Annotated in this window: 15 protein-coding genes; 2 read left to right on the top strand and 13 right to left on the bottom strand. The window is 44.7% G+C overall.

Going from position 1 to position 21,062, the window contains the following annotated elements; translation table 11 throughout:
* Positions 1 to 78 precede the first annotated feature (78 nt).
* Positions 79 to 1,713: a diguanylate cyclase gene (locus tag AAA952_RS05610; protein ID WP_338255173.1), complete on the top strand. Its 1,635-nt coding sequence runs from the start codon at positions 79 to 81 to the stop codon at positions 1,711 to 1,713.
* A gap of 108 nt (positions 1,714 to 1,821) precedes the next feature.
* Here AAA952_RS05610 and AAA952_RS05615 read toward each other — a convergent pair whose 3' ends face one another.
* From AAA952_RS05615 to AAA952_RS05660, 10 genes are read right to left on the bottom strand one after another with little or no spacing between them, the layout of a single operon-like run.
* Positions 1,822 to 2,871, bottom strand: a complete 1,050-nt coding sequence (locus AAA952_RS05615; RefSeq protein ID WP_338255174.1) for a protein-glutamate methylesterase/protein-glutamine glutaminase — start codon at positions 2,869 to 2,871, stop codon at positions 1,822 to 1,824.
* 3 nt (positions 2,872 to 2,874) lie between these two features.
* Positions 2,875 to 3,495: a chemoreceptor glutamine deamidase CheD gene (gene cheD / locus AAA952_RS05620; RefSeq protein WP_338255176.1), complete on the bottom strand. Its 621-nt coding sequence runs from the start codon at positions 3,493 to 3,495 to the stop codon at positions 2,875 to 2,877.
* Positions 3,482 to 4,327: a CheR family methyltransferase gene (locus tag AAA952_RS05625; RefSeq protein WP_338255178.1), complete on the bottom strand. Its 846-nt coding sequence runs from the start codon at positions 4,325 to 4,327 to the stop codon at positions 3,482 to 3,484. Before AAA952_RS05625 ends, cheD begins: the two co-directional genes overlap by 14 nt.
* The gene (locus tag AAA952_RS05630; protein WP_173496898.1) at positions 4,328 to 6,325 is read right to left on the bottom strand and encodes a methyl-accepting chemotaxis protein; all 1,998 of its coding nucleotides are present in this window, start codon (positions 6,323 to 6,325) and stop codon (positions 4,328 to 4,330) included.
* A 5-nt stretch (positions 6,326 to 6,330) separates the two neighbouring features.
* Positions 6,331 to 6,843, bottom strand: coding sequence for a chemotaxis protein CheW (locus AAA952_RS05635; protein WP_049821692.1), 513 nt, complete (start codon positions 6,841 to 6,843; stop codon positions 6,331 to 6,333).
* Between the two features lie 10 nt (positions 6,844 to 6,853).
* Positions 6,854 to 9,013 (bottom strand): chemotaxis protein CheA, encoded by a 2,160-nt coding sequence (locus AAA952_RS05640; protein ID WP_338255184.1) that lies wholly within the window; start codon positions 9,011 to 9,013, stop codon positions 6,854 to 6,856.
* Positions 9,014 to 9,030: 17 nt separating this feature from the next.
* Complete coding sequence (locus tag AAA952_RS05645; protein WP_011846804.1) at positions 9,031 to 9,396, bottom strand: response regulator; 366 nt, start codon at positions 9,394 to 9,396, stop codon at positions 9,031 to 9,033.
* A 3-nt stretch (positions 9,397 to 9,399) separates the two neighbouring features.
* On the bottom strand, positions 9,400 to 11,106 hold the full coding sequence (locus AAA952_RS05650) for a fused response regulator/phosphatase (RefSeq protein ID WP_338255188.1): 1,707 nt from the start codon (positions 11,104 to 11,106) through the stop codon (positions 9,400 to 9,402).
* 2 nt (positions 11,107 to 11,108) lie between these two features.
* Complete coding sequence (locus AAA952_RS05655; protein WP_011846801.1) at positions 11,109 to 11,399, bottom strand: STAS domain-containing protein; 291 nt, start codon at positions 11,397 to 11,399, stop codon at positions 11,109 to 11,111.
* A gap of 14 nt (positions 11,400 to 11,413) precedes the next feature.
* Positions 11,414 to 12,556: a methyl-accepting chemotaxis protein gene (locus AAA952_RS05660; protein WP_338255191.1), complete on the bottom strand. Its 1,143-nt coding sequence runs from the start codon at positions 12,554 to 12,556 to the stop codon at positions 11,414 to 11,416.
* A gap of 276 nt (positions 12,557 to 12,832) precedes the next feature.
* On the opposite strand from AAA952_RS05660, the gene AAA952_RS05665 reads away from it, so the two are divergent.
* Positions 12,833 to 15,538, top strand: a complete 2,706-nt coding sequence (locus tag AAA952_RS05665; RefSeq protein ID WP_338255193.1) for an acetate--CoA ligase family protein — start codon at positions 12,833 to 12,835, stop codon at positions 15,536 to 15,538.
* A 132-nt stretch (positions 15,539 to 15,670) separates the two neighbouring features.
* Here the strand turns inward: AAA952_RS05665 and AAA952_RS05670 are convergent, their stop codons facing one another.
* The 3 genes from AAA952_RS05670 to AAA952_RS05680 form a co-directional block, all read right to left on the bottom strand.
* On the bottom strand, positions 15,671 to 16,699 hold the full coding sequence (locus AAA952_RS05670; protein WP_028759897.1) for a GGDEF domain-containing protein: 1,029 nt from the start codon (positions 16,697 to 16,699) through the stop codon (positions 15,671 to 15,673).
* Positions 16,700 to 16,887: 188 nt separating this feature from the next.
* A complete protein-coding gene (locus AAA952_RS05675) occupies positions 16,888 to 18,513 on the bottom strand; it encodes a phosphoethanolamine transferase (RefSeq protein WP_263191838.1) in 1,626 nt (541 codons plus the stop codon).
* Between the two features lie 268 nt (positions 18,514 to 18,781).
* Positions 18,782 to 20,875: a prolyl oligopeptidase family serine peptidase gene (locus AAA952_RS05680; RefSeq protein WP_338255199.1), complete on the bottom strand. Its 2,094-nt coding sequence runs from the start codon at positions 20,873 to 20,875 to the stop codon at positions 18,782 to 18,784.
* Positions 20,876 to 21,062 lie beyond the last annotated feature (187 nt).

Consider the following 21,062-nt stretch of genomic DNA (forward strand, 5'->3'; position numbering starts at 1 on the left):
ACGGGTTTTAACGTCTTAGCGTAGCGTATACATAGAGATTAAGACCTAGGGCTCAATTATTTAGGATATCTATTGCCTATGAGTTTTGAAGATTCGTTAGAGCAACTTAAACGACAGTTTTTACATGCACTGCCGGATAAAAAGAAACAAATCATTACCTTGTGGATTTCATTGCGTAAAAATTGGGACGCACACATGCTGTCTGCCGTGTACCGAGAGGTGCGTAACTTAAAAGGGTCGAGCGAGACCTTTGGGTTGTCAGATACCAAACACATAGTCGATAAACTTGAGTTGCTGCTTAAGGGGCTGCTCAATGCGCCAGCCCCCGAACTGCCTACTATCAAAAGCTTAGATACTCTCTTCCACCAGTTGTTACAAAACAATATGCGCGGCCAACCGTCGGCGCCGGTAGTGGAGGCGCAAATGCAGCAAAGCCCCTATAAACCGTCAAAGGCGCGCCATGAGCACCATATTGCCATCATAGAAGACGATGGTAATGTCGGTGCGATGATCACAAAGCAGCTGCGAGAGTTCGGTTTTAGTGTGCAGCATTTTTTGAATTTCACGAGCTTTTTGGTGGTGCAAAATGAAACGCCCTTCGATCTGATTCTATTGGATTTAATTCTGCCCGATTGGACTGAAGAGGCCTTGTTCGAAGCCGCCACTGAGTTTGAGAAGAACAATACCCGAGTGTTTGTTTTATCCTCGCGGGGGGATTTTGACATGCGGCTATTGGCCATTCGTGCCAACGTCAGCGAATATTTTGTTAAACCTGCGGAAACCACTTTATTGGTGCGCAAAATCCATCAATCTCTCAAAATGTCAGAGAAACAGCCGCTTAAGGTGTTACTGGTGGATGATCAACAATCTATGGTGGATTACTTTTCAAGCCTGTTACGCAGTCACGGTTTAATGGTAAAAGGGTTATCCAGTGCCGAGCAAGTGTTACCAGCCCTTGAACAGTTTGAACCCGATCTGTTTATCTTCGATTTGTACATGCCAGATGTGAACGGGCTTGAGCTGGCCAAGATGATACGCCAACTGGATAAATACACCTCGAGCCCAATTCTCGTATTGAGCTCAGACGATACTATGCAGAATAAGGTCAGCATCATACAAGCGGGATCCGATGACTTAATTTCAAAGCAAACCGCGCCGAGTTTATTCGTCGCGCAGGTGATTTCCCGTGCTCAACGGGGTCATGACATTCGCAGTTCGGCTAGTCGCGACAGCTTAACTGGGCTGTTAAACCATACCCAAATTCTGGTGGCTGCGAGACGCTGTTTTAACGTAGCGAAACGGATTAACTCTCAAGTTTGTATCGCTATGTTCGATTTAGATCACTTCAAAAAGGTCAACGATACTTATGGTCATTCCGGTGGTGATAAGGTGTTGTTGGCATTTGCCCATCTGCTACAACAATCCTTACGTCAAACTGACTTTACCGGCCGCTACGGTGGTGAAGAATTTATGTTAGTGCTGCCAGATATGCAAAAACCACTGGCGATTGCCAAGTTGAATGCGATCCGTGAAAGCTTTAGCCATATCGTATTTGTTGAAGATGGCGTCGAATTTAAGGTGACGCTCAGCGGCGGTTTAGCCTTTTCGGATCAATGTGAGGAATTTCAAGATTGCCTGTTACTGGCAGATAAAAACCTTTACGAAGCTAAGCGTTTAGGCAGAAATCAGCTCGTGGTTTCTACGACTGACTAACCCTAAACAGAATGAGCCACTGCAGCGCACAAATCAGTTCGGCGTAATGCTCTTCCTGCGAGGCTCACGCTCTATTCGTTACTTTTTAATCCCACTCAGCGTGGGCGGTCACAGTGAGCTTAAATGGTTAATGAGCTTGCTCGGCATCTGCGATAACTCCACCACATAATCTACTGCACGGCACTTTATTGCTTCTCGTGGCATGCCAAATACCACACAACTTTGTTCATCTTGGGCAAATGTAGTGACGCCTTTTTGGTGTAGCGCCACCATGCCTTCGGCGCCATCTTTGCCCATACCGGTTAAAATCATCGCGCTCATATTGGGCGCGGCACATTGCGCCAAGGCCGTAAACATCACATCGACCGAAGGTCTGTGGCCACTGACCTTTTCATCTTGGGTTAATTTGACTTTATAACTACCACCCACTTTGATGATCTCAAGGTGATGATCGCCAGGGGCAACATAGGCATAACTGGGTAAGAGTCGCTCACCGTGCTCCGCTTCTTTAACAGTGATCCGCGACAGTCGATTTAAGCGTTCGGCAAAAGTGCGGGTAAACCCCGCGGGCATATGTTGGGTGATCACTATCGGTGGCATAGCCGCAGGTAAATGCTGTAACACATACAAAATGGCTTCGGTGCCGCCTGTAGAGGCGCCTATCGCAACTAGATGCTGGGTTAGGGTCGTATTGGCCAGTACCGGCCGCTTACTCGACACTGGGCGTGTTGACTCAACAAATTTTTGCGGTTTGATGATGTTGGCTTTCGCGGCGGATTTGATCTTATCTAAAATCAAATCCTGATAATCATGGATACCTTGGGGCGAGTCTAATTTCGGTTTCGGGATAAAATCCACCGCGCCTAAGGCCAAAGCGTTAAAGGTCGCATCCGCGCCCTGCTCGGTTAACGAGGAAATCATCACTACCGCTGTGGGTCTGGCTTTCATCAAGCGGTCCAGAAAGGTTAAGCCATCCACTTTAGGCATTTCGATGTCTAAGGTAATCACATCGGGGCGAAATTGATTCACCAGATCCTTGGCCTCAAAGGCATCGGCAGCTTGCCCAACCAGAGACAGTTCAGGGTCAGCCTCAATCATTTTACCGAGCAAGCTGCGCATCAGCGCAGAATCGTCAACAACTAACACTTTGATCGTCATAACTTAATCACCAAATAGTTCAACGTCGCCGCCCGAAGGTAAATTACGAACCCGTAAACGGTACTCACTTTCCCTATCAAGAATTGTACTGTTATGCATGGATTTAATTTTGCGAACTTTCACTTTGCCCGTATGGGGGAAAAAATACACTTTGCGCGGATACACATCGAGTAAATCGGCGGCAATAATCGGGATATTTTCCGTATTAAGATATTCAATGACAAACTCGGCATTACGCTCACCAATGTTATGCAGTGTAAAACCTTGCAACATGTTGCCGCCACCAAATACCTTTGCCTCAATTGCACTTCGACGTGCACCGAGTTTTAGTAAGTCATTTAATAACAGTTCCATTGCATACACACCGTAGCGGGCAGAGTCGGCGAGCACCCCAGTGCTATTACTGTTATCGCTTGGTAATAGAAAGTGATTCATCCCGCCGATTTTGAGCTTAGGATCATACAAGCACACTGACACGCAGGAGCCAAGCACTGTCACTATCATGGTATTTTCACGGGTGGCAAAATATTCGCCGGGTAAGATCTTCACCGCTTCGCAACCAAAATGACTATCATGGTAGCGATTCGGTTCTGTAACGGCATATTCGATATTAGGTTTTAGCACTCGAACTCCCTTTCGCTGCTCGATAAGTGGTCTGTCCAACCGCCGTTATAATCTGCGGAAACATATTAAAATTTTCCGAATGTCCCGCAATATAAAGCCCATCCTCGCTAAGGGAGTTCATCATGTGTTTTAATATGACTTCCTGCGTTTCTTTATCGAAATAAATCATTACATTACGGCAAAAAATTACATCGATTGGCGTTTTTAGCGGCCAAAAAGAATCGAGTAAATTGATGCGGGTAAACTTGAGCATCTGCTTTAATTCGGGCACAACGCGCACATTGCCCAACTGTGAACCGCGTCCGCGGTGAAAAAACCGTTTCTTGCGGATATCGCTGACTGTATCGATCCTGTCTAAGGGATAAATGCCCATTTCAGCCTTTTTAAGCACGCCGCTGTCGATATCGGAAGCAATGATCTCGATAGGCGTTTTAAAACTGTTGAAATGTTCAGCGACAGCAATCGCAATCGAGTATGGTTCTTCCCCTGTGCTACTGGCCGCACACCAGATCCTGCGGGTATCTGGGTTATCGATTAAATATTGCTTTAACACTTCAAAGTGATGCGGTTCCCGAAAAAATGCTGTTTGATTAGTGGTTAACGCATTGATAAATTCTTGGTGTTCGTTTTCATGGCTTAGCAGATACTCAAAATAAGCCGAAAATCCGGCTAATTTCAATGTTCTGATCCGCCGCACTAAACGGCTATACACCATAGCATCCTTGCTATCGGCGAGTTTGATCCCCGCTAAGCGGTACAGCGTCGTCCTCGCGGTATTAAAGTGCACCGAGGTATAGGTAAACTCTCGTTCCAATGGTTTGTTTTCACTCAATTAAAATTCTTCCCATTCATCTTGATCTTGCTTCATGGGCTTCATCGCATTGGTTTTAGGTTTCTCTGTCACCCTTGATTTTGCCATAGGTTGAAGCTGCTGTTTGATGGGTTTCATCGCCTTCGCTTTGGGCGCCGCTAATCTCGCGTTGCTGCGTCTTGGGGCTTCATCTTCGTCGTCCACGCGAAAACTGGCGACACTGTCTGAGAGTTGCTGCGCTTGGGATTGCATGCTTTCCGCTGCAGCGGCCGCTTCTTCAACCAATGCCGCATTTTGTTGCGTCATTTCATCCATTTGCACTACGGCTTTGCTGATCTCATCGATACCGATGGCCTGCTCATTAGAGGCTGAGGCAATTTCCGCCATGATGTCGTTCACCCGTTTAATGGCAATGACAATTTCCTTCATGGTATCGCCGGACTTACCGACAAGGCTGTTGCCACTCTCGATTTTAGACACAGAATCCGAGATCAGTGCCTTGATATCTTTAGCTGCATTGGCCGAACGTTGGGCTAAGCTACGCACTTCTGACGCGACCACAGCAAAACCGCGGCCTTGTTCGCCCGCCCGCGCCGCTTCAACCGCAGCATTGAGCGCTAAGATATTGGTTTGGAAAGCAATGCCATCGATAACACCAATAATGTCGGCAATCTTACGCGCCGATTCATTAATCGATGCCATGGTCTGGACAACTTGCTGAATAAGCTCACCACCGTCCACAGCGACTTCAGCCGCTTTAGAGGCTAAGGCATTGGCTTGACTGGCGTTATCCGCATTGAGTTTCACTGTACCTGTGAGTTCCTCCATGCTGGCCGAGGTTTGCTCTAGGCTCGAAGCTTGTTCTTCGGTGCGGCTGGATAAATCAGCGTTGCCTTGAGCTATTTCTGCCGAAGCGGTATTGATGGTATCCGCGGCTCGTTGAATATCTTGGATCATGAAGGATAACTTTTCAGCAGTTTGATTTGAGTAATTTTTCAAATCATCAAAGGTGCCTTCATAGTCGTTATAAATACGAGTGGTCAAATCACCATCCGCAAGCGCCATCAGCACCCGAGCCACATCTTGCAATCCACGTTCCGAGGTTTCAATTAACGAGTTTAAATTGTTCGCCAGCATTAAAAAGAAACCTTGCTTGCCATCTGTTTCCGCCCTTTGGGAGAAATCACCCGCCGCTGCGGCTGTGACTATGCGGGAAATTTCCTGCTCGGTTTGGACTTCAATGGTGCGGTCGAGCCATTCAACTACAGTGCCTAAGCGCTCACCTTCTTTAGACACTATGGGGCTGGCCGTTAAGCGAAAATGGCAACTCGCGACCTTAATAAGCGATTCATATTTACGGTCTAATTTATCGAGTAAACTTGCTTGGTGAGCAGGATTGCGGTGGAAGATATCCATCGAGCTGCCGAGGATCTTATCTACGGAAAAATGCGGTAAGGCTTGTCTGATCTCACTTTCAGAATGGCGCAACATAGTTTCGACCGAGCGATTCATATAAATGATCGTACGGTTAGCATCGGCTATCATGACGTTGGTACTGGTATTATTGAGCGCTTCGAGGATGCGCTGGGTTGCTCGCTCGGCTTCGATACTTTCGGTGCGATCTATCCACTCAACACCTGTACCTAAATGTTTATTTTCAGCGGTGATAATCGGTGTCAGAATCAACCTAAAGGTACGTTTGCCTATGGTGATTTGCGCGGTATGGGATTGGGTTAGACGCTCTAATAAATTACGCTGATGTGCAGGATTTTTATGGAAAATGTCGATATTACTGCCGATCAGTTTGGCAACCGAGAACTGAGGTAACTCTTTACGAATATCGTCCTCTGCCTCTTGCAGTAAACGGACGACGGCTTTATTCGCATAAATAATATTGCGCTGACTGTCAGCGATCATAAAGCTGTTGCCACTGTTATCAAGTAGCTGAAAATAGCGCTGACGCTCTTCATCCCTTTGCTCACGCGCCTCATCATTGCCAAAAAATTTGAAGATACTCATTATTGTTACTCCTGATCAGTCAGACTATTTGCATCAATTAGACCCAGCTCATCACTGCTGATCAGAGCCTGAATATTTACTAAAATGATCATCTTATCCTCGACCGTGGCTAAGCCTTTGAGGTAGCGGCTATCGAACGCCACCCCAAATTCTGGGGCAGGTAAAATTTCCTCCGCCGACAGCTTAATCACATCGGAGACGGCATCGACCACTATGCCAACAATACGTTCAAACACGTTGAGCATAATAACGATAGTGAACTCGTTATAAGTGGCTGTTCCAACAGCAAATTTCATCCGCAAATCCACTATGGGCACTATGTCACCGCGTAGATTAATCACGCCTTTTATAAAGCTAGGGGCGTTGGCGATTTTAGTGACCGACTCATAGCCGCGGATTTCTTTGACGGACATAATATCGAGGGCATAGTGCTCTTCGCCTAACATAAAGCTTAAAAACTCCACCTCATCATGGGCGTTGTATTCCACTTTGGCGGTCATAGTTGATCGACTCTCCATGGCTATTTCCTTAATTTTTAATGTGCAGAGCGAGTGATTCGACATCGAGAATCAACGCGACGCTGCCATCGCCCATGATGGTGGCGCCGGAAACACCGGGGATCCTACGATAATGTTTTTCAAGACTTTTAATCACCACTTGCTGCTGGCCAACTAAGGCATCAACGCACAGGCCAAAGCGCTTGTGGTTGCTTTCGAGCAATACGACTATGCCCTCTTCTGGGCAGCGGGCATTGGGCTCAATTTCCATCAGCTGATAAAGATTGAGCAGAGGTAAGTACTCTTCACGTACTTTTAAGAGTCTTTCTTTGGCGAGAAATTTAAGTTGTTCCGTTTGCGGCTGAATAGATTCTATGATGTGCACTAAGGGCAGAATGTAGATCTGATTTCCCACAGAAACCGTCATACCATCGACAATGGCGAGCGTGAGTGGCAACTGGATTTCAAAGGTTGAGCCTTGGCCCTCAGTGGACTCAATATCAATGCGTCCGCCTAAGGCTTCAATATTACGGCGCACCACATCCATACCAACACCACGGCCTGACACATCAGTGACTTCCTCCGCGGTTGAGAATCCTGCGGCAAAAATCAATTGCCAAATTTGCTTGTCGCTACTGTTATCAGCCACTTGCAAACCGTTTTCCCGCGCCTTTTGAATAATGCGCTCACGGTGTAAACCTGCACCGTTATCGTGCACAGCGATAACGATATTACCGCCCCTTTGACTGGCTTTAAGGGATAACACGCCCACTTCGGATTTACCCGCTGCGAGCCGTTTTTCAGGTTTTTCGATGCCGTGATCTAAACTATTGCGCACTAAGTGGGTCAGCGGATCGACGAGCTTTTCAATCATGCCCTTGTCAATTTCTGTGTTGCCACCTTCAATCACGAGATTGACGTTTTTACCCAGTTGCTCAGAAAGGTCCCTCACTAAACGGTTGAAACGGTTAAACACAAAGGATACCGGCAGCATACGCACCGACATCACTGCCTCTTGCATCTCACGGGTATTACGTTCCAATTCATTGAGTGCAGTCTTAAGGCGCTCGCCTATCTCGCCAGTCAACTCATTCCCAATCAGAGTCAACATAGACTGAGTTATGACCAATTCGCCCGCCAGATTGACCAGAGTATCGATTTTGGAGGTTTCGACCCTTAAGGTGGCATCCGGAGCTGACGCGGCGGTTTTTTTAGTCGCTGCTTTCACCTCAACTTGAGTATTTTTTGGCGTAATGGCTGGATTGAGTGCTGCGGTCGAGCTTGGTGCTACTGTTGTACTTGCAGACACGCTGGTAGCTGGCGGTGCTTTGGGATCTGTTTCCTTCTCTTTAAATATGCTACGTTTTGCTTGAGTATTAGCGGTCACCTTAACTTGATTCGCTCGATTTGTGGCAGGTTTAGCTGCCGCAGGTTCCACTGGCTTTGAGCTCAGTAACTCGATTTCATTGGCGAAGGATTCAGGGGTTAATGCCTCAAAAAAGCCAAAACCCAATTCATCATCAGAGGCAGTAACTAACTGCTCTGCGGTACTATTAACACTGACACTAACCTCAGATGTTAAACTCTCAACGCTAATATCCTCAGCTTGATAAGCCTCTTCAAAAAATCCAAAGTCTTCACCTTCGATAACAATATCGCGCTCCATTTCATCTTCGAAAAATCCAAAACCCAGCTCATCCTCGGTTTCCACTAGTGCAGAAGGCTCTGCATTGAGAGTTGGAGTCACAGGAGTGTTAGCGATATCAGTGCCATTTCGTACTGCAACCGATGAGCTAAAGGATTCACCATTTAACGCTGCCACCAATTGGCTTTTACTGTATTCCACCTCCTGCCAATCAATTTGTTCTTCTTCGCGGTACAGGCTCAATATATGGGATAGCGTATCAACGGTACTCAGCAGTAAATCGATAATCGATGAGGTGAGTTGGAAGTTGCCCTTGCGGGTCATGTCCAGCAGGTTTTCCATCACATGGGTGACACTGGTCAGTGCGGTAAAACCAAAAATACCACTGCCACCTTTAATCGAGTGGGCAGCACGGAAAATCGTGTTCAGTTCTTCAGGATCGGGAGAAGCAAGGTCCAATGCCAATAGCAATTGTTCCATATTTTCAAGATGTTCATGACTTTCTTCAAAAAAGACCTGATGAAACTCGGCCATATTGATGGACATAGCGCACCCCGTTGCAGTTAACCCAGCACTTTAGCCGTAATCGCTAACAGCTTTTGAGGATCAAAGGGTTTTACCATCCATCCCGTCGCACCTGCCGCTTTTCCTTGCGCCTTCATGTCATCGCCCGCTTCCGTCGTGAGCATAATGATCGGAGTGCGCATAAATGCCGACATAGCACGTAAGGATTTAATTAAGGTCAGTCCATCCATTCGCGGCATATTTTGATCCGTCAGGATAAAATCAAATCTTTGCCCATTACAAAGATCAAGGGCTTCACGGCCATCTTTGGCCAGTACCACTTGGTAGTTAGCCGATTTAAGGGTCGCTTCGACCATTTGTCGAATCGCAGCGGAATCATCAACCACTAATATTTTTTTACTCATGCGCTATTCCATTATGACTTTCGTTATATTTCCTGGTGATACTAATTCGTAGGTCTTAGATAATGTTTTCACCAGTGAGAGTCCTCGTCCAGAAAGCTGAGGGATATCTACAACTTTATTTTTATACCCCTTAAATCCTTGACCACTATCTGCCACACATATATGCAACTCATTCGTTATGGAACACCAAACTAAACTCACTTTTACCCAATCATTCATTGTGAGTCGTGCTGAAGAACTGTCTCTAATACTATGGTACAGTTCGAAACCATCCGGATCACTTTTTAGCCGAGAATCTAATTTTAGTACACCATGATCGATAGCATTACTAAATAGTTCGGCAACCACTGTAAAAACCCTTTGGCAAAAACTTGTCGCAAATCCAAACATACCTAAGAATTGATTCAAAGAATTCAAATATTCAGCACTTAACAACATAGGCCCAGCGAGTTTGACCTCCCAATCAAATTCGCCATCCATATTTGACCGAACAAGGCAGATATCATACTGTTGATGCCACTCACTCAATCGTTCAAAGTCTAATGTGCATACTGTAATATCATCCGTTATAGGCTTACCATCGAAAACGTTTTTAAAGTTTTCTGTTAAGTATGGGATAAGCTCACTCGCGTGTTGAATAAATAATGAGTTTAAAGTTTCAATGCCGAATGGTTTGTTTTCATTAGTGTATTGTTCAATTAATCCATCACTAAATAAACAAGCATGGCCGACAACGGGTAAATCAACCGTAGCAATATCCGCCACGAAGGTTTGGGAGGGCAAAATTCCAAGAGCCATGTTTGTTGATTTGAATTTTATGATATTTTTTATAGGATATTGGTCTGAGGCTGTTTCAGTTTCAAGATGGTTTTTGATATATACGGGTGGCATGCCGCCGTTCCAAATATGTATTTTTTTCCGATAAAAATCGACTTCTAAAACAATACAAGCAACAAAGCGATCATCAGGATTTTCTCTATGTACTTTTGAGTTCAGTTCATATATTAGCGTTGCTAATGAAAACCCCTTTGAAACCATGGCTCTAAATGTACTTGCAACACGCATAATTGGCATTGCTGCACTTAATCCGTGGCCCGTTGAATCTGCAAGCATAAGGAAAAAATTGCCATTAGGAGCTAACCCTTTAAGGATTATGTCACCACTAAAATTGGCACTTGCCTGGCAGAAAGTACGAACAAACTCGAATTGGGTATTATCAATATTGACTAAGTGCTCGAATAAGTTCCTAGCCATTTTTTCTTCTCTGGCTTTCTCATACAGCATTTTTTCAAGTTCAACTCTTTGTAGCTTAACTTCATGCTGTAACTTAACCCGAGTTAATAAGCACTCGACTTTATACCAAAATATCTCAAGGTTAATTGGCTTAACAACAAAATCTAATACGCCCATCCGAAAACATTCTAATACGGACTGATGTCCCTTAGTATTGCTGATCACTATGACTGGAGTTGTTATTTTTTCTTCATTTAAATGTTCAAGTAAAATTAGAGCTGTACCATCTGGCTGCCAAAAATTAATCAATATAAGATCAATCTTATATTGTGACAACTCTGAGAAAGCTTCCTCAAGATTATTACACACAATGATGTGGTAACCTTTCCCATGAATAAAGTCACTAATTGTCTGGCTCATCATAACATCGTCATCGATGACTAATATATAGTTCTTCTTTGCTATTAATGATTTCATGACTAGCAATTCTCTATAATGTAGAGTTTCTGCATGTTAGCAATGTTGAGTATTTCCTCAGCTTGACCATGCGCACCTTTAATAGAGGTCGAAATATGTAGCTCCTGTGCCTTACGATGTAGTAGTACCATCATACCTAAAGCGGAACTGTCCAAATAAAGCACTCGGCTAAAATCGAGAATAATATGATTAATCCCTTCCAGTTTAATGATGCTTTGATAGCTGTACGTAAATGTTTTGTGATAATAGAAATCAAAGCGTTCTGGCAATGGAATCGTTTGAATATTTGACATTGTGATATCCCTATTTAAAAGAGTTCAATTTCACCACAGGTTATTTGATCCCTCGATACGGGATTATGCGTCTCCTGGCGTCGGCGACTCATTTGTGTCGAAATGTCATCACCTTGAATGCCAAACTCCTGTTGTGACATAGTGGCAACACGATTGAGTGACTCTTTTAAATGACTTAAGGATTGGTTGGTATAAATCAGACTTTGGGAAGTGATATCACTGAACTGCAAGCCTCGAATCGTATCTGAAATGGCCTGTTCGAGTTCATGTGCCGATGAATCTATGCGTGCTATCACATGAGAATCCTTCTCTGCTTTGACAATAATATGTTTAAGTGCAGTATCAATATCTTTCTTTGCATCAATGATATAAGTCATATCTTGAGCGGCAACTTTACTCACGTGTACGGTTAATTGTTCAATCTGAGTTTGAATCGATCTAAGCTGTTTTTGTATACCTTCACTAAAGCCTGAGCTTCGAGTAGATAAAGCCCGCACCTCATCGGCCACAACCGCAAATCCCCTGCCTGCATCGCCCGCTCGCGCCGCTTCAATTGCCGCATTTAAGGCGAGTAAATTGGTCTGGGAAGAGATTTGATCTATATCCTGTAAGGCTTTCATTGCTTGGGGCATGGCCTCGTAGATGAGATTGACTTTTTCCAACAACTCCATGGTCGATGCTGACATATCTACTGTGGTTTGAATAAAGCGCTCTAACGTCATTGAGGTATTATTGGCAAATTGCTTCATTTGATCTGAATGGAATAACTCATCATCGTCGGCACTTTTTACGAGATCTGAAATAAACCCAGTTTGCTCTGTCATCAACCGCCCTAAGCCATCGAACGATTCGCTTAGCAAATTGACCGCATCGCCCTGCACTGTCAGCACGCTATCAATGTTAGATTCACAACTGTTGAGTGTGGTGATCGTTTCTTGATACAGATTGACGTGGGCTTGCCAATCGGCGGCAAGATGGGTGTTTGAGGACTTATCATCATGCTGTTGAACTGATTGCATTTGCTTGTGCTGAAAAGATTGCCACAGCAACATAATCAACACGGAAATAATCGGCCCCATAGCCCAGAATGTCATTAAGCTAAGCAGATATCCAATGCCTGCCGCACTCACTGCAACGACCCCATCCTTGTATGTCATATCTATTTCACAATAATTGTACAGTGATTAAAAAGTAGTTTGGTACTGAGCAATTTTCAAACATGAAAGTGAAATTTTTCACATTGTTACGTGTGGCAATGCGGAAAATGCAGTTATCCCGTTAGAAAACCTCTGTATTGGGCGCAAATCTTCAGTAAATTGCTGTAAATTCATGATTTGCTAATAAACTTGCCTTTATAGAACCCGAAACTTAACTGTGCAGTATTCATACCCTAGGTTACACTGGAAGCGTCATTGATTGGGATGGAATCGCTTATGAGTCAACGTACATTACACTCCTTATTTAAACCGACTTCCGTTGCCATTATCGGCGCTTCGAATACCGAAAAACGCGCGGGTAATGTGCTGATGAAAAACCTACTATCGAGTGGTTTTTCTGGGCCTATCATGCCAGTCACCCCTAAGTATCGGGCAGTGATGGGTGTGCTCGCCTATCCCAATATTGAAGCCTTACCCATCAAACCCGATTTAGCGGTTATTTGTACCCGCGCTTGCCGTGTGCCCGCCATCGTTGAAACCCTTGCGCAATTTGGCTGTAAGGTGGCCATTATTATGGCAGCGGGGATGGCGCAGGAATTTAACGAAGATGGCGTGAGCCTGCTCGACCTTGCCATGCAAAATGCTAAGCGTTACGGGATGCGTATTCTGGGGCCAAATAGCTTAGGAATGCTATTACCCCCATTGGGATTAAACGCCAGCTTAGCCCACGCCAGCGCCCTACCGGGCAAAATAGCCTTTGTGTCTCAATCGGCTGCTATTTGTACAACGGTACTCGATTGGGCCAATAACAAAGGTATTGGCTTTTCCTCCTTTATCTCCCTCGGTGATGCCACCGACATTAATTTTGACGAACTGCTCGATTACCTTGGCCGCGATAGCCGCACCAGCGCCATCATGCTTTATATCGACTCAGTGAATGAGAAGCGCCATTTCCTCTCGGCTGCTCGAGCCGCTTCACGCAATAAACCAATTCTAGTGATTAAATCGGGCCGTAGCGCCGAAGGTGCCCGCGCCGCAAAATTGCATACGGGCGGTGTTGGCGGTAACGATGCAGTATATGAAGCGGCGTTTCGCCGTGCAGGTATGTTGCGGGTTAACGATTTAATTGAACTGTTTGCCGCGGTTGAAAGTTTAGCGCATTCCAATCCGCTGCAAGGTGAGCGCTTAGGGATTATCAGTAATGGTGGCGGTCCTGCCGTATTAGCGGTAGATGAACTCATTATGCGCGGCGGTAAACTGGCGGAATTATCAGAAGACACAATAGCCAAATTAGAAGCCGTGTTACCTAATACTTGGTCAAGGCAAAACCCCATCGATATCATTGGTGATGCGAACGCATCACGATATGCTAAAGCTTTGACTATCTTGATGGATTCCAATGAACTTGACGCTATTTTGGTCTTGCACTCCCCTTCAGCACTCGGTGAAAGTGTTGAGATAGCTGATGCTTTGGTGAGTGTGATCCACGCGCATCCCAAAAAGAATCGCCTCAATATTTTGACTAACTGGAGCGGTGAAGACTCGGCTTATCAGGCACGAAAACGCTTCACTAAGGGCGGTATATCCACCTACCGTACACCCGAAGGTGCTGTGGGTGCCTTTATGCACATGGTTGAATACCGTCGTAACCAAAAACTGCTGCAAGAAGTGCCGCAATCGATCCCCGATAATATTCCGACAGATAGCCTCACGGCGCGCAAATTACTGCAAGCGGCTCAAGCTAAAGGAAAATCGGTACTGGAAACCCATGAGGCCAGCCCTATTTTGCGTGCTTATGGGCTTAACACCATAGACACTTGGTTTGTGAAAGATGCCGATGAAGCGGTGGCCATTGCGAATGAAGCGGGCTATCCCTTAGCGTTAAAAGTGCAATCCCCTAACATCTTGCATAAGTCCGATGTGCACGGAGTGATGCTCAATTTAACCTCGGCTGAAGATATCCACCACGCCGCGAATGCGATTACTCAGAGGGTGCATCAAGCCAATCCCGAAGCCATTATTGAAGGCATGATAGTGCAGAAAATGGCGTTGACCGCTGGCGCGCAGGAAATCCGCGTGGCCGTGATAAGCGATCCCGTCTTTGGTCCGGCGATTTGCCTTGGCGAAGGTGGCTCAGAATGGGACCCCACCAATGATGCTGCCGTTGCCCTGCCTCCCCTGAATATGGCACTGGCGCGTTATATGGTGATCCAAGCGTTAAAGACCCATAAGTTAAAAGACAGACATTTACCACTGGGCCTAGACATGAATGCCCTGTGCGTGATGTTAACGCAAATATCCCATATTATTATCGATTGCCCTGAAATCGCCTCGTTAGATTTAAACCCAGTACTGGCCGCGGGTGAAAACATCACTCTGCTCGATGTGAATATCCGTTTGCATGATGCCAATGCCGACAGTTCATCGCGGATGGCCATCATGCCCTATCCGAAGGAATTAGAAGAATTCGCTGAGCTTAAAAATGGCCTTAAGGTAATGCTAAGGCCGATTTTGCCCGAAGATGAGCCTAAACATTTGGCCTTCGATAATTCGCTATCCGATGAAGACAGATACAAACGCTATTTTGGGGTGCGCTCGAAAATGACCCATGAAGAAATGGCGGTATTAACTCAAATCGATTACGCCCGTGAGATGGCCTTTATCGCCACAGCTAAGGGACCCGATGGCGATGACATCACCTTAGGTGCCGTGCGTGCATCTATTGACCCTGATAATACCGAGGCCGAGTTTGCCATGGCGGTGCGTGGCGATCATCAAGGTATAGGGTTAGGTAAGTTGTTACTCGAAAAACTAATCAAATATTATCAGGCCAACGACACGCCCGTGCTCACTGGCTTTACCATGTTTGAGAATCGCAATATGGCCAGTCTTGCCAAGAGTCTCGGTTTTAAAGTGACCTTCGATATGGAGGAGCATTTGATCAAAATGCACATGGATTTAAAACCGCCCAGTGATCAATAGCACCTACCCAGACGAACAAAAACGCCGCAAATCATTGCGGCGTTTTGTTATCCTAAGTAAATGATTATTTAACGAAATAGCGACCGAGCTAATACTTAACGCCTTGAAACATCGACACTCGCCCCCACATTCTCAGCCTCTAACACAGTTACGACCTTCGGACTTAGCTTGGTACAGTGCTTTATCGGCGCGACTAAACAGCGTTTCAGCATCATCCCCCTGTTGCAATGAGGCCATCCCAATCGAGACAGTAATCGCGCCAAGGGAAAGCTTTTTGTCTTTCCCTACCGTTAAACGTCGCTCAGAAATACGTTCACGCAGATTTTCAGCCACTTGCAATGCGTCGTGAAAATGGGTGTTAGGTAGCACCACCACAAATTCTTCGCCGCCATAACGCGCAACAAAGTCATCCCCACGCACACATTGCTTTAAGGCTAATGCGACATAGGCCAATACTTTATCGCCGGTCAAATGACCATAGGTGTCGTTAAAGGCTTTAAAGTTATCGATATCAATCAGTAAGAGACTACAGCGGGTCTGGTGATCTTGTGAACGGTAGATTTGATCCTGAATACTCAATTCATAGGCGCGGCGATTATGCAGAGACGTTAATTGGTCTGTCATCGCCGCGAGGCTAAGATTTTCCATTTCAGATTTAAGATTTTGCACTTCTTGACCCATGGTACACAGACTTTGCTCCATCTCACGGTTGTTGATAAGTAGCATCTGCATCTCATCGACCACACCATCAACCAGCTCGTTCAAGGTATTGATATCGGGATTAGTTTGTAATCGCAAACCAAACTCGGCTAATGAGCCAGAAAATGCCGCGGTTCCTTGACTCAACTGGCTGATTTTATTCAACAGGCTATTGATCAAGATTTGTGTTTCAATCTGAACATTTTCAATCACTTCTGGTGACTGTTCTTGGATAAAGGTTTTATAAAGACTGGTATTAACTTCCTTGGTAAAAGAGACAGAATTCGCCAAAAAACCATCAATCGCGCGATTTAAATCGAGATTTGTACCTGCAAAATATTCATACCAAACAGTGTAATTTTCAGGAGTAACAGGAATATCGAGGGCAGACATTTGCGGCACGGCCAAACGTAAAATTTGCGCGGCAGAATCAAGTTCTTTATTTTCTGCAGTAGAAGACATAAATCGCGAACCATAGATTTGTTATGTTTTTGTATATATTAAGTTAACTCAACTGATTCGATTTGGATATGAGAGAAATCAATTATTATGACAGGGAGCAAAAGAAAAGAGGATGTTGCCATCCTCTTCCTCATCATGGTGTCGAACCAACTAGAACGAGCTAAACCTCGCGACAATTAAGTCCACAATTAACCGCGGCAGCGAGCAAAGATATCTAATTCAGGCTGATATACCTCAGTTTTGATATTCATTAGTCCCAATAGACTATCGAATAAATTGTCATGGGAAAAACCACCTTTCGCCGCATGCTCAGCCAAACAATCCATATCCAATTGATTATCTTTGCTAAAATCTTTTGACACCCAAGCAAGCATAGGAATGCTCGTCTGCTCAATCGGTGCGATACTGTAAGGCGCGCCATGTAAATACATGCCTTTTTCGCCTAAAGACTCGCCATGATCGCTCAGATACAACATGGCTGGATCAAATTTATCTTGTTGGTTTTCTAACTTTTTAACCACTTCGCTAATAATATAGTCAGTGTACAAAATACTATTGTCATAGGTATTCATCAGCTCATCTTCACTGCAGTTTTGTATATCACTGCGCTGACAATCCGGTGTGAACTTACGGTGTTCTGCTGGATAACGTAAGAAATAAGTCGGGCCATGACTACCAATAACATGCAATACAATCACAGTATCTTTGCGTTCTGCGTTGGCTAAGGCTTCATCTAATTTGTTCAGTAATACTTGGTCGAAACAATATTGGCCAGTGCACAACTTAGGATCACTGTTCAAATCAATGGTTATGTTTTCAACTTGGTCACACACCCCTTTACAGCCAGAATCATTGTCAAACCATTGAACTTTAATACCGCCATGATCCAACACATCAACGGCGGTGTCTTGAGCATAGGCACGGCGTGAATCGTAATCTTCCCGTCCCATGCGAGAAAACATGCAAGGCAAAGATACCGCCGTTGCCGTGCCACATGAATGGGTATCTTTAAAGACAATTAATCCTTGGTCTTGGGTATGGGCGTTGGTTGGCTTGTCGTAGCCATAATACTGATAACTCATTGAACGCGCGGTTTCCCCCACAACTAGGACTAATAAATTCGGTTTACCATTTGAGTTGGCACTGACATTTTTTGCATCGAGGCCAAGTTGCTGATATTCCATTGGCGTTTGCAAGTACTGCACATTGATGTACTTAGACACAGCGCCGATAAAATATGTCGGCACGATGTAACGTTTTAGCTCGTCGTTGTTACGGCCAAAGGCCGCGTAATCTTGAAAATAGAAGAAAGCAATAATGCCCAGTCCCGCCAACATCGCCAGCATAAAAAGCACTTTATGCAGTAGTTCTTTTAGGAAAGGTTTGTACTGAATATCCGCTTTATAGATAAGGTACGCGGGTAAAATCCCAGTCAGTAACATATTCATTATCGAAGCAAAATTCACATACATGAACGCTTCGGCATGATTGGTTTGGAAAGTGTTTTCTATCATGCCGTAATCGAAGACGACATTGTATTGGTAGGCAGCGAAGAACACACTCGATGATAACAAGGTGAGTAAGATGAAAAACGGTTTAACGAGATACTTCACCGTAAATAAGGAAAATATAAAACTGAGTGCAAAGGTTAAAAACAACGGCACAGTAGCGATGAAGATAGGATCGACATCAGGTTGTTTTTCAATGCCTTTCTTAATGATGCCAAACAATGGGATATTGAAAATACAGACGTAAAATAACGCTGTGATAAAAGTGAATCGATTCACCGATAGAGTCTTAAATCTTGCTAACACTGATAGCTCTCACTCAAATTAGTTGTTTGTCGAGAATAACTTAGTATTCTTAAGGTAGTCTTAGCCTTTGACAGTGAAATTTTTTCGCAATAGTAGCAAGCTCTCGGCAATGGCTCAAATTATCTGTGGGTATTGTTAACATTAAATAATAAACTTAAAAAAACGGCCGAACCTCAATAAGTTCGACCGTTTTCTGCTCCCCAACCTATTAGGGTCTTGCTCGGTTTTACCAGTGAAGAGTTAACAATTCATGCTAACCCAGCGGTAATTATCTTAATTGCTGTAATAAGTAGGCAAACGCCATTGAATTAAGTTCCGCGGCTTGATTATTATCTGCAGCGCCGGCGTGGCCACCTTCAATATTTTCGTAGTACAAGACATCAATTCCCATGTCTTTCATCTTAGCAACCATCTTACGGGCGTGACCTGGGTGAACCCTATCATCACGGGTCGATGTGGTGAAAAAGACCTTTGGATAATGCACGTCTTTATGCAGATTATGGTACGGAGAATAAGTTTTAATGTAAGCCCATTCCTCAGGAATATCCGGATTACCGTATTCGCCCATCCAGCTGGCACCGGCGAGTAACTTATTGAATCTAAACATGTCAAGCAGAGGCACTTGACACACTACAGCGTTATACAGATCAGGCCTGCGGGTAAACGCCGCCCCCATTAACAGGCCACCGTTACTGCCACCTTGGATGCCTAAATGTTTGCTTGACGTGATTTTACGGGCAATCAAATCTTCCGCTATCGCCTCGAAATCCTCATAGGCTTTATGTCGATTTTGCTTTAACGCCGCTTGATGCCAAGCTGGGCCATATTCGCCACCGCCACGAATGTTAGATAACACATAGACGCCGCCCTGCTCTAACCAATTCTTACCAATGGTGGCCGAATAGGATGGACGCAGTGAGACTTCAAACCCACCATAGCCATAAAGTAGCGTAGGATTAGTGCCATCGAACTTAAGATCCTTAGCCATCACCACAAAGTACGGTACTTTAGTGCCATCTTTAGACGTCGCAAAGTATTGCTCAGTTTTAAACTTATCCGCAGCAAACTGTTGCGGCATACCTTTAATTTTCTTCGGATTTAAGGTTTTTGCATTAACCGTATAGAGGCTTGAAGGCTCAAGAAAACTGGTGTAATTCACAAAAAAATCATCACTGTCTTGCTCAACGTCCATTACCGTCAAGGCGCCATTCGCTTCGAATAGGACTTGGGTGCTTTGCCAAGCGCCCTTTTCGTCTTGCTCATACCGTACTAATTTGCTTTTCACGTTATCGAGCCAATTCACGAAAATCGCACTCTTACTAAAACTAAGCTGCGCTATCGATGCGGTCTGAGTCGGGCTCACAAATAAACTGAATTTGGCTTTTTGGGCGATAAGATCCGCCACATCGACATATATGACCGCGCCTTGCTTAAAATTACCGTCTTTATTGGTTAAATCGCTCTTTAACTCAATAAATAACTTACCTTTAAAATAACCTTTAATCTCAGCATCTTGAGGTAATGGCAACCCTATGAGTTTGCCATCTTGATAGACATATTGGCTGGCGGTATAAAAAGTATGTGCCTCGGTGACTAAACTCAGCGGCGTTTTATCATCGAATAAAACCCAGCCTGATACTGCGACTGAGGTTTTGTCACCAGTGAAAATCGGTTTCGCTTGCTCGAGTGCTGTACCACGTTGCCAGAGTTTCACTTCCCGTGGATAACCTGAGTCAGTCATGCTTTGACCATCACCAAAATCAGTACCGACAAAGGCGTGGTCTTTATCTATCCAGCTCAGACTTGATTTGGCTTCTTTCAAAAAGAATGGCTTATCTTTGGTGGCAACAAAGGATTTAGTATTTAAATTAAATTCTCGCACTTCCACCGCATCGGCACCGCCGCGGGAAAGTGAGATAAAACAGCGCTCATTCTCGGGATACTGACAGCTAATATCCTTAAATACCCAATTGACGGATTCAGCTTTACCTAGAGCATCGATATCGAGCACGGTTTCCCATTTGGGATCGGGTTTAGCATATTCTTCCATAGTAGTACGGCGGTAAATACCGCGCACATGGGTGTCATCCTTCCAAAAGTTGTATAACTTGTCGCCAATGTGGGTCGCGTAGGGAATGCGTTCTTTATCGTTCAGGATGGCGAGACTGTTCGCCACTAAGGTATCAAAACCTTTAAACGCTTTAATTTCGGCGGCAGATGCAGCATTTTGGGTTTTCACCCATTCCATCGGCTTTGCGCCTTCAACATCTTCTAACCAAATGTATTTATCTTCTTCTGCGTGAAGTTGACCGCTCATACCGAGCACTCCTGCAATGCACAAAGGCAGTAATTTATTATTCATTCTATTCCTTTTAAACAAAGTCCATCTTGAGATCTGCCCTTACATTACCTTAATTAATATCCAGTTCAACTATTAATCCAACAAGAATGTAACAAAAGGTAAGATACTGTAATAGCTGATGATTAATCTTGAATGAATCGTGTTTTTAAAGATGTCATGCTATAAAAAAGCGTCCACGAGGGACGCT

The sequence above is a fragment of the Shewanella sp. M-Br genome (assembly GCF_036245925.1).
Lineage (GTDB): Bacteria > Pseudomonadota > Gammaproteobacteria > Enterobacterales > Shewanellaceae > Shewanella > Shewanella oncorhynchi.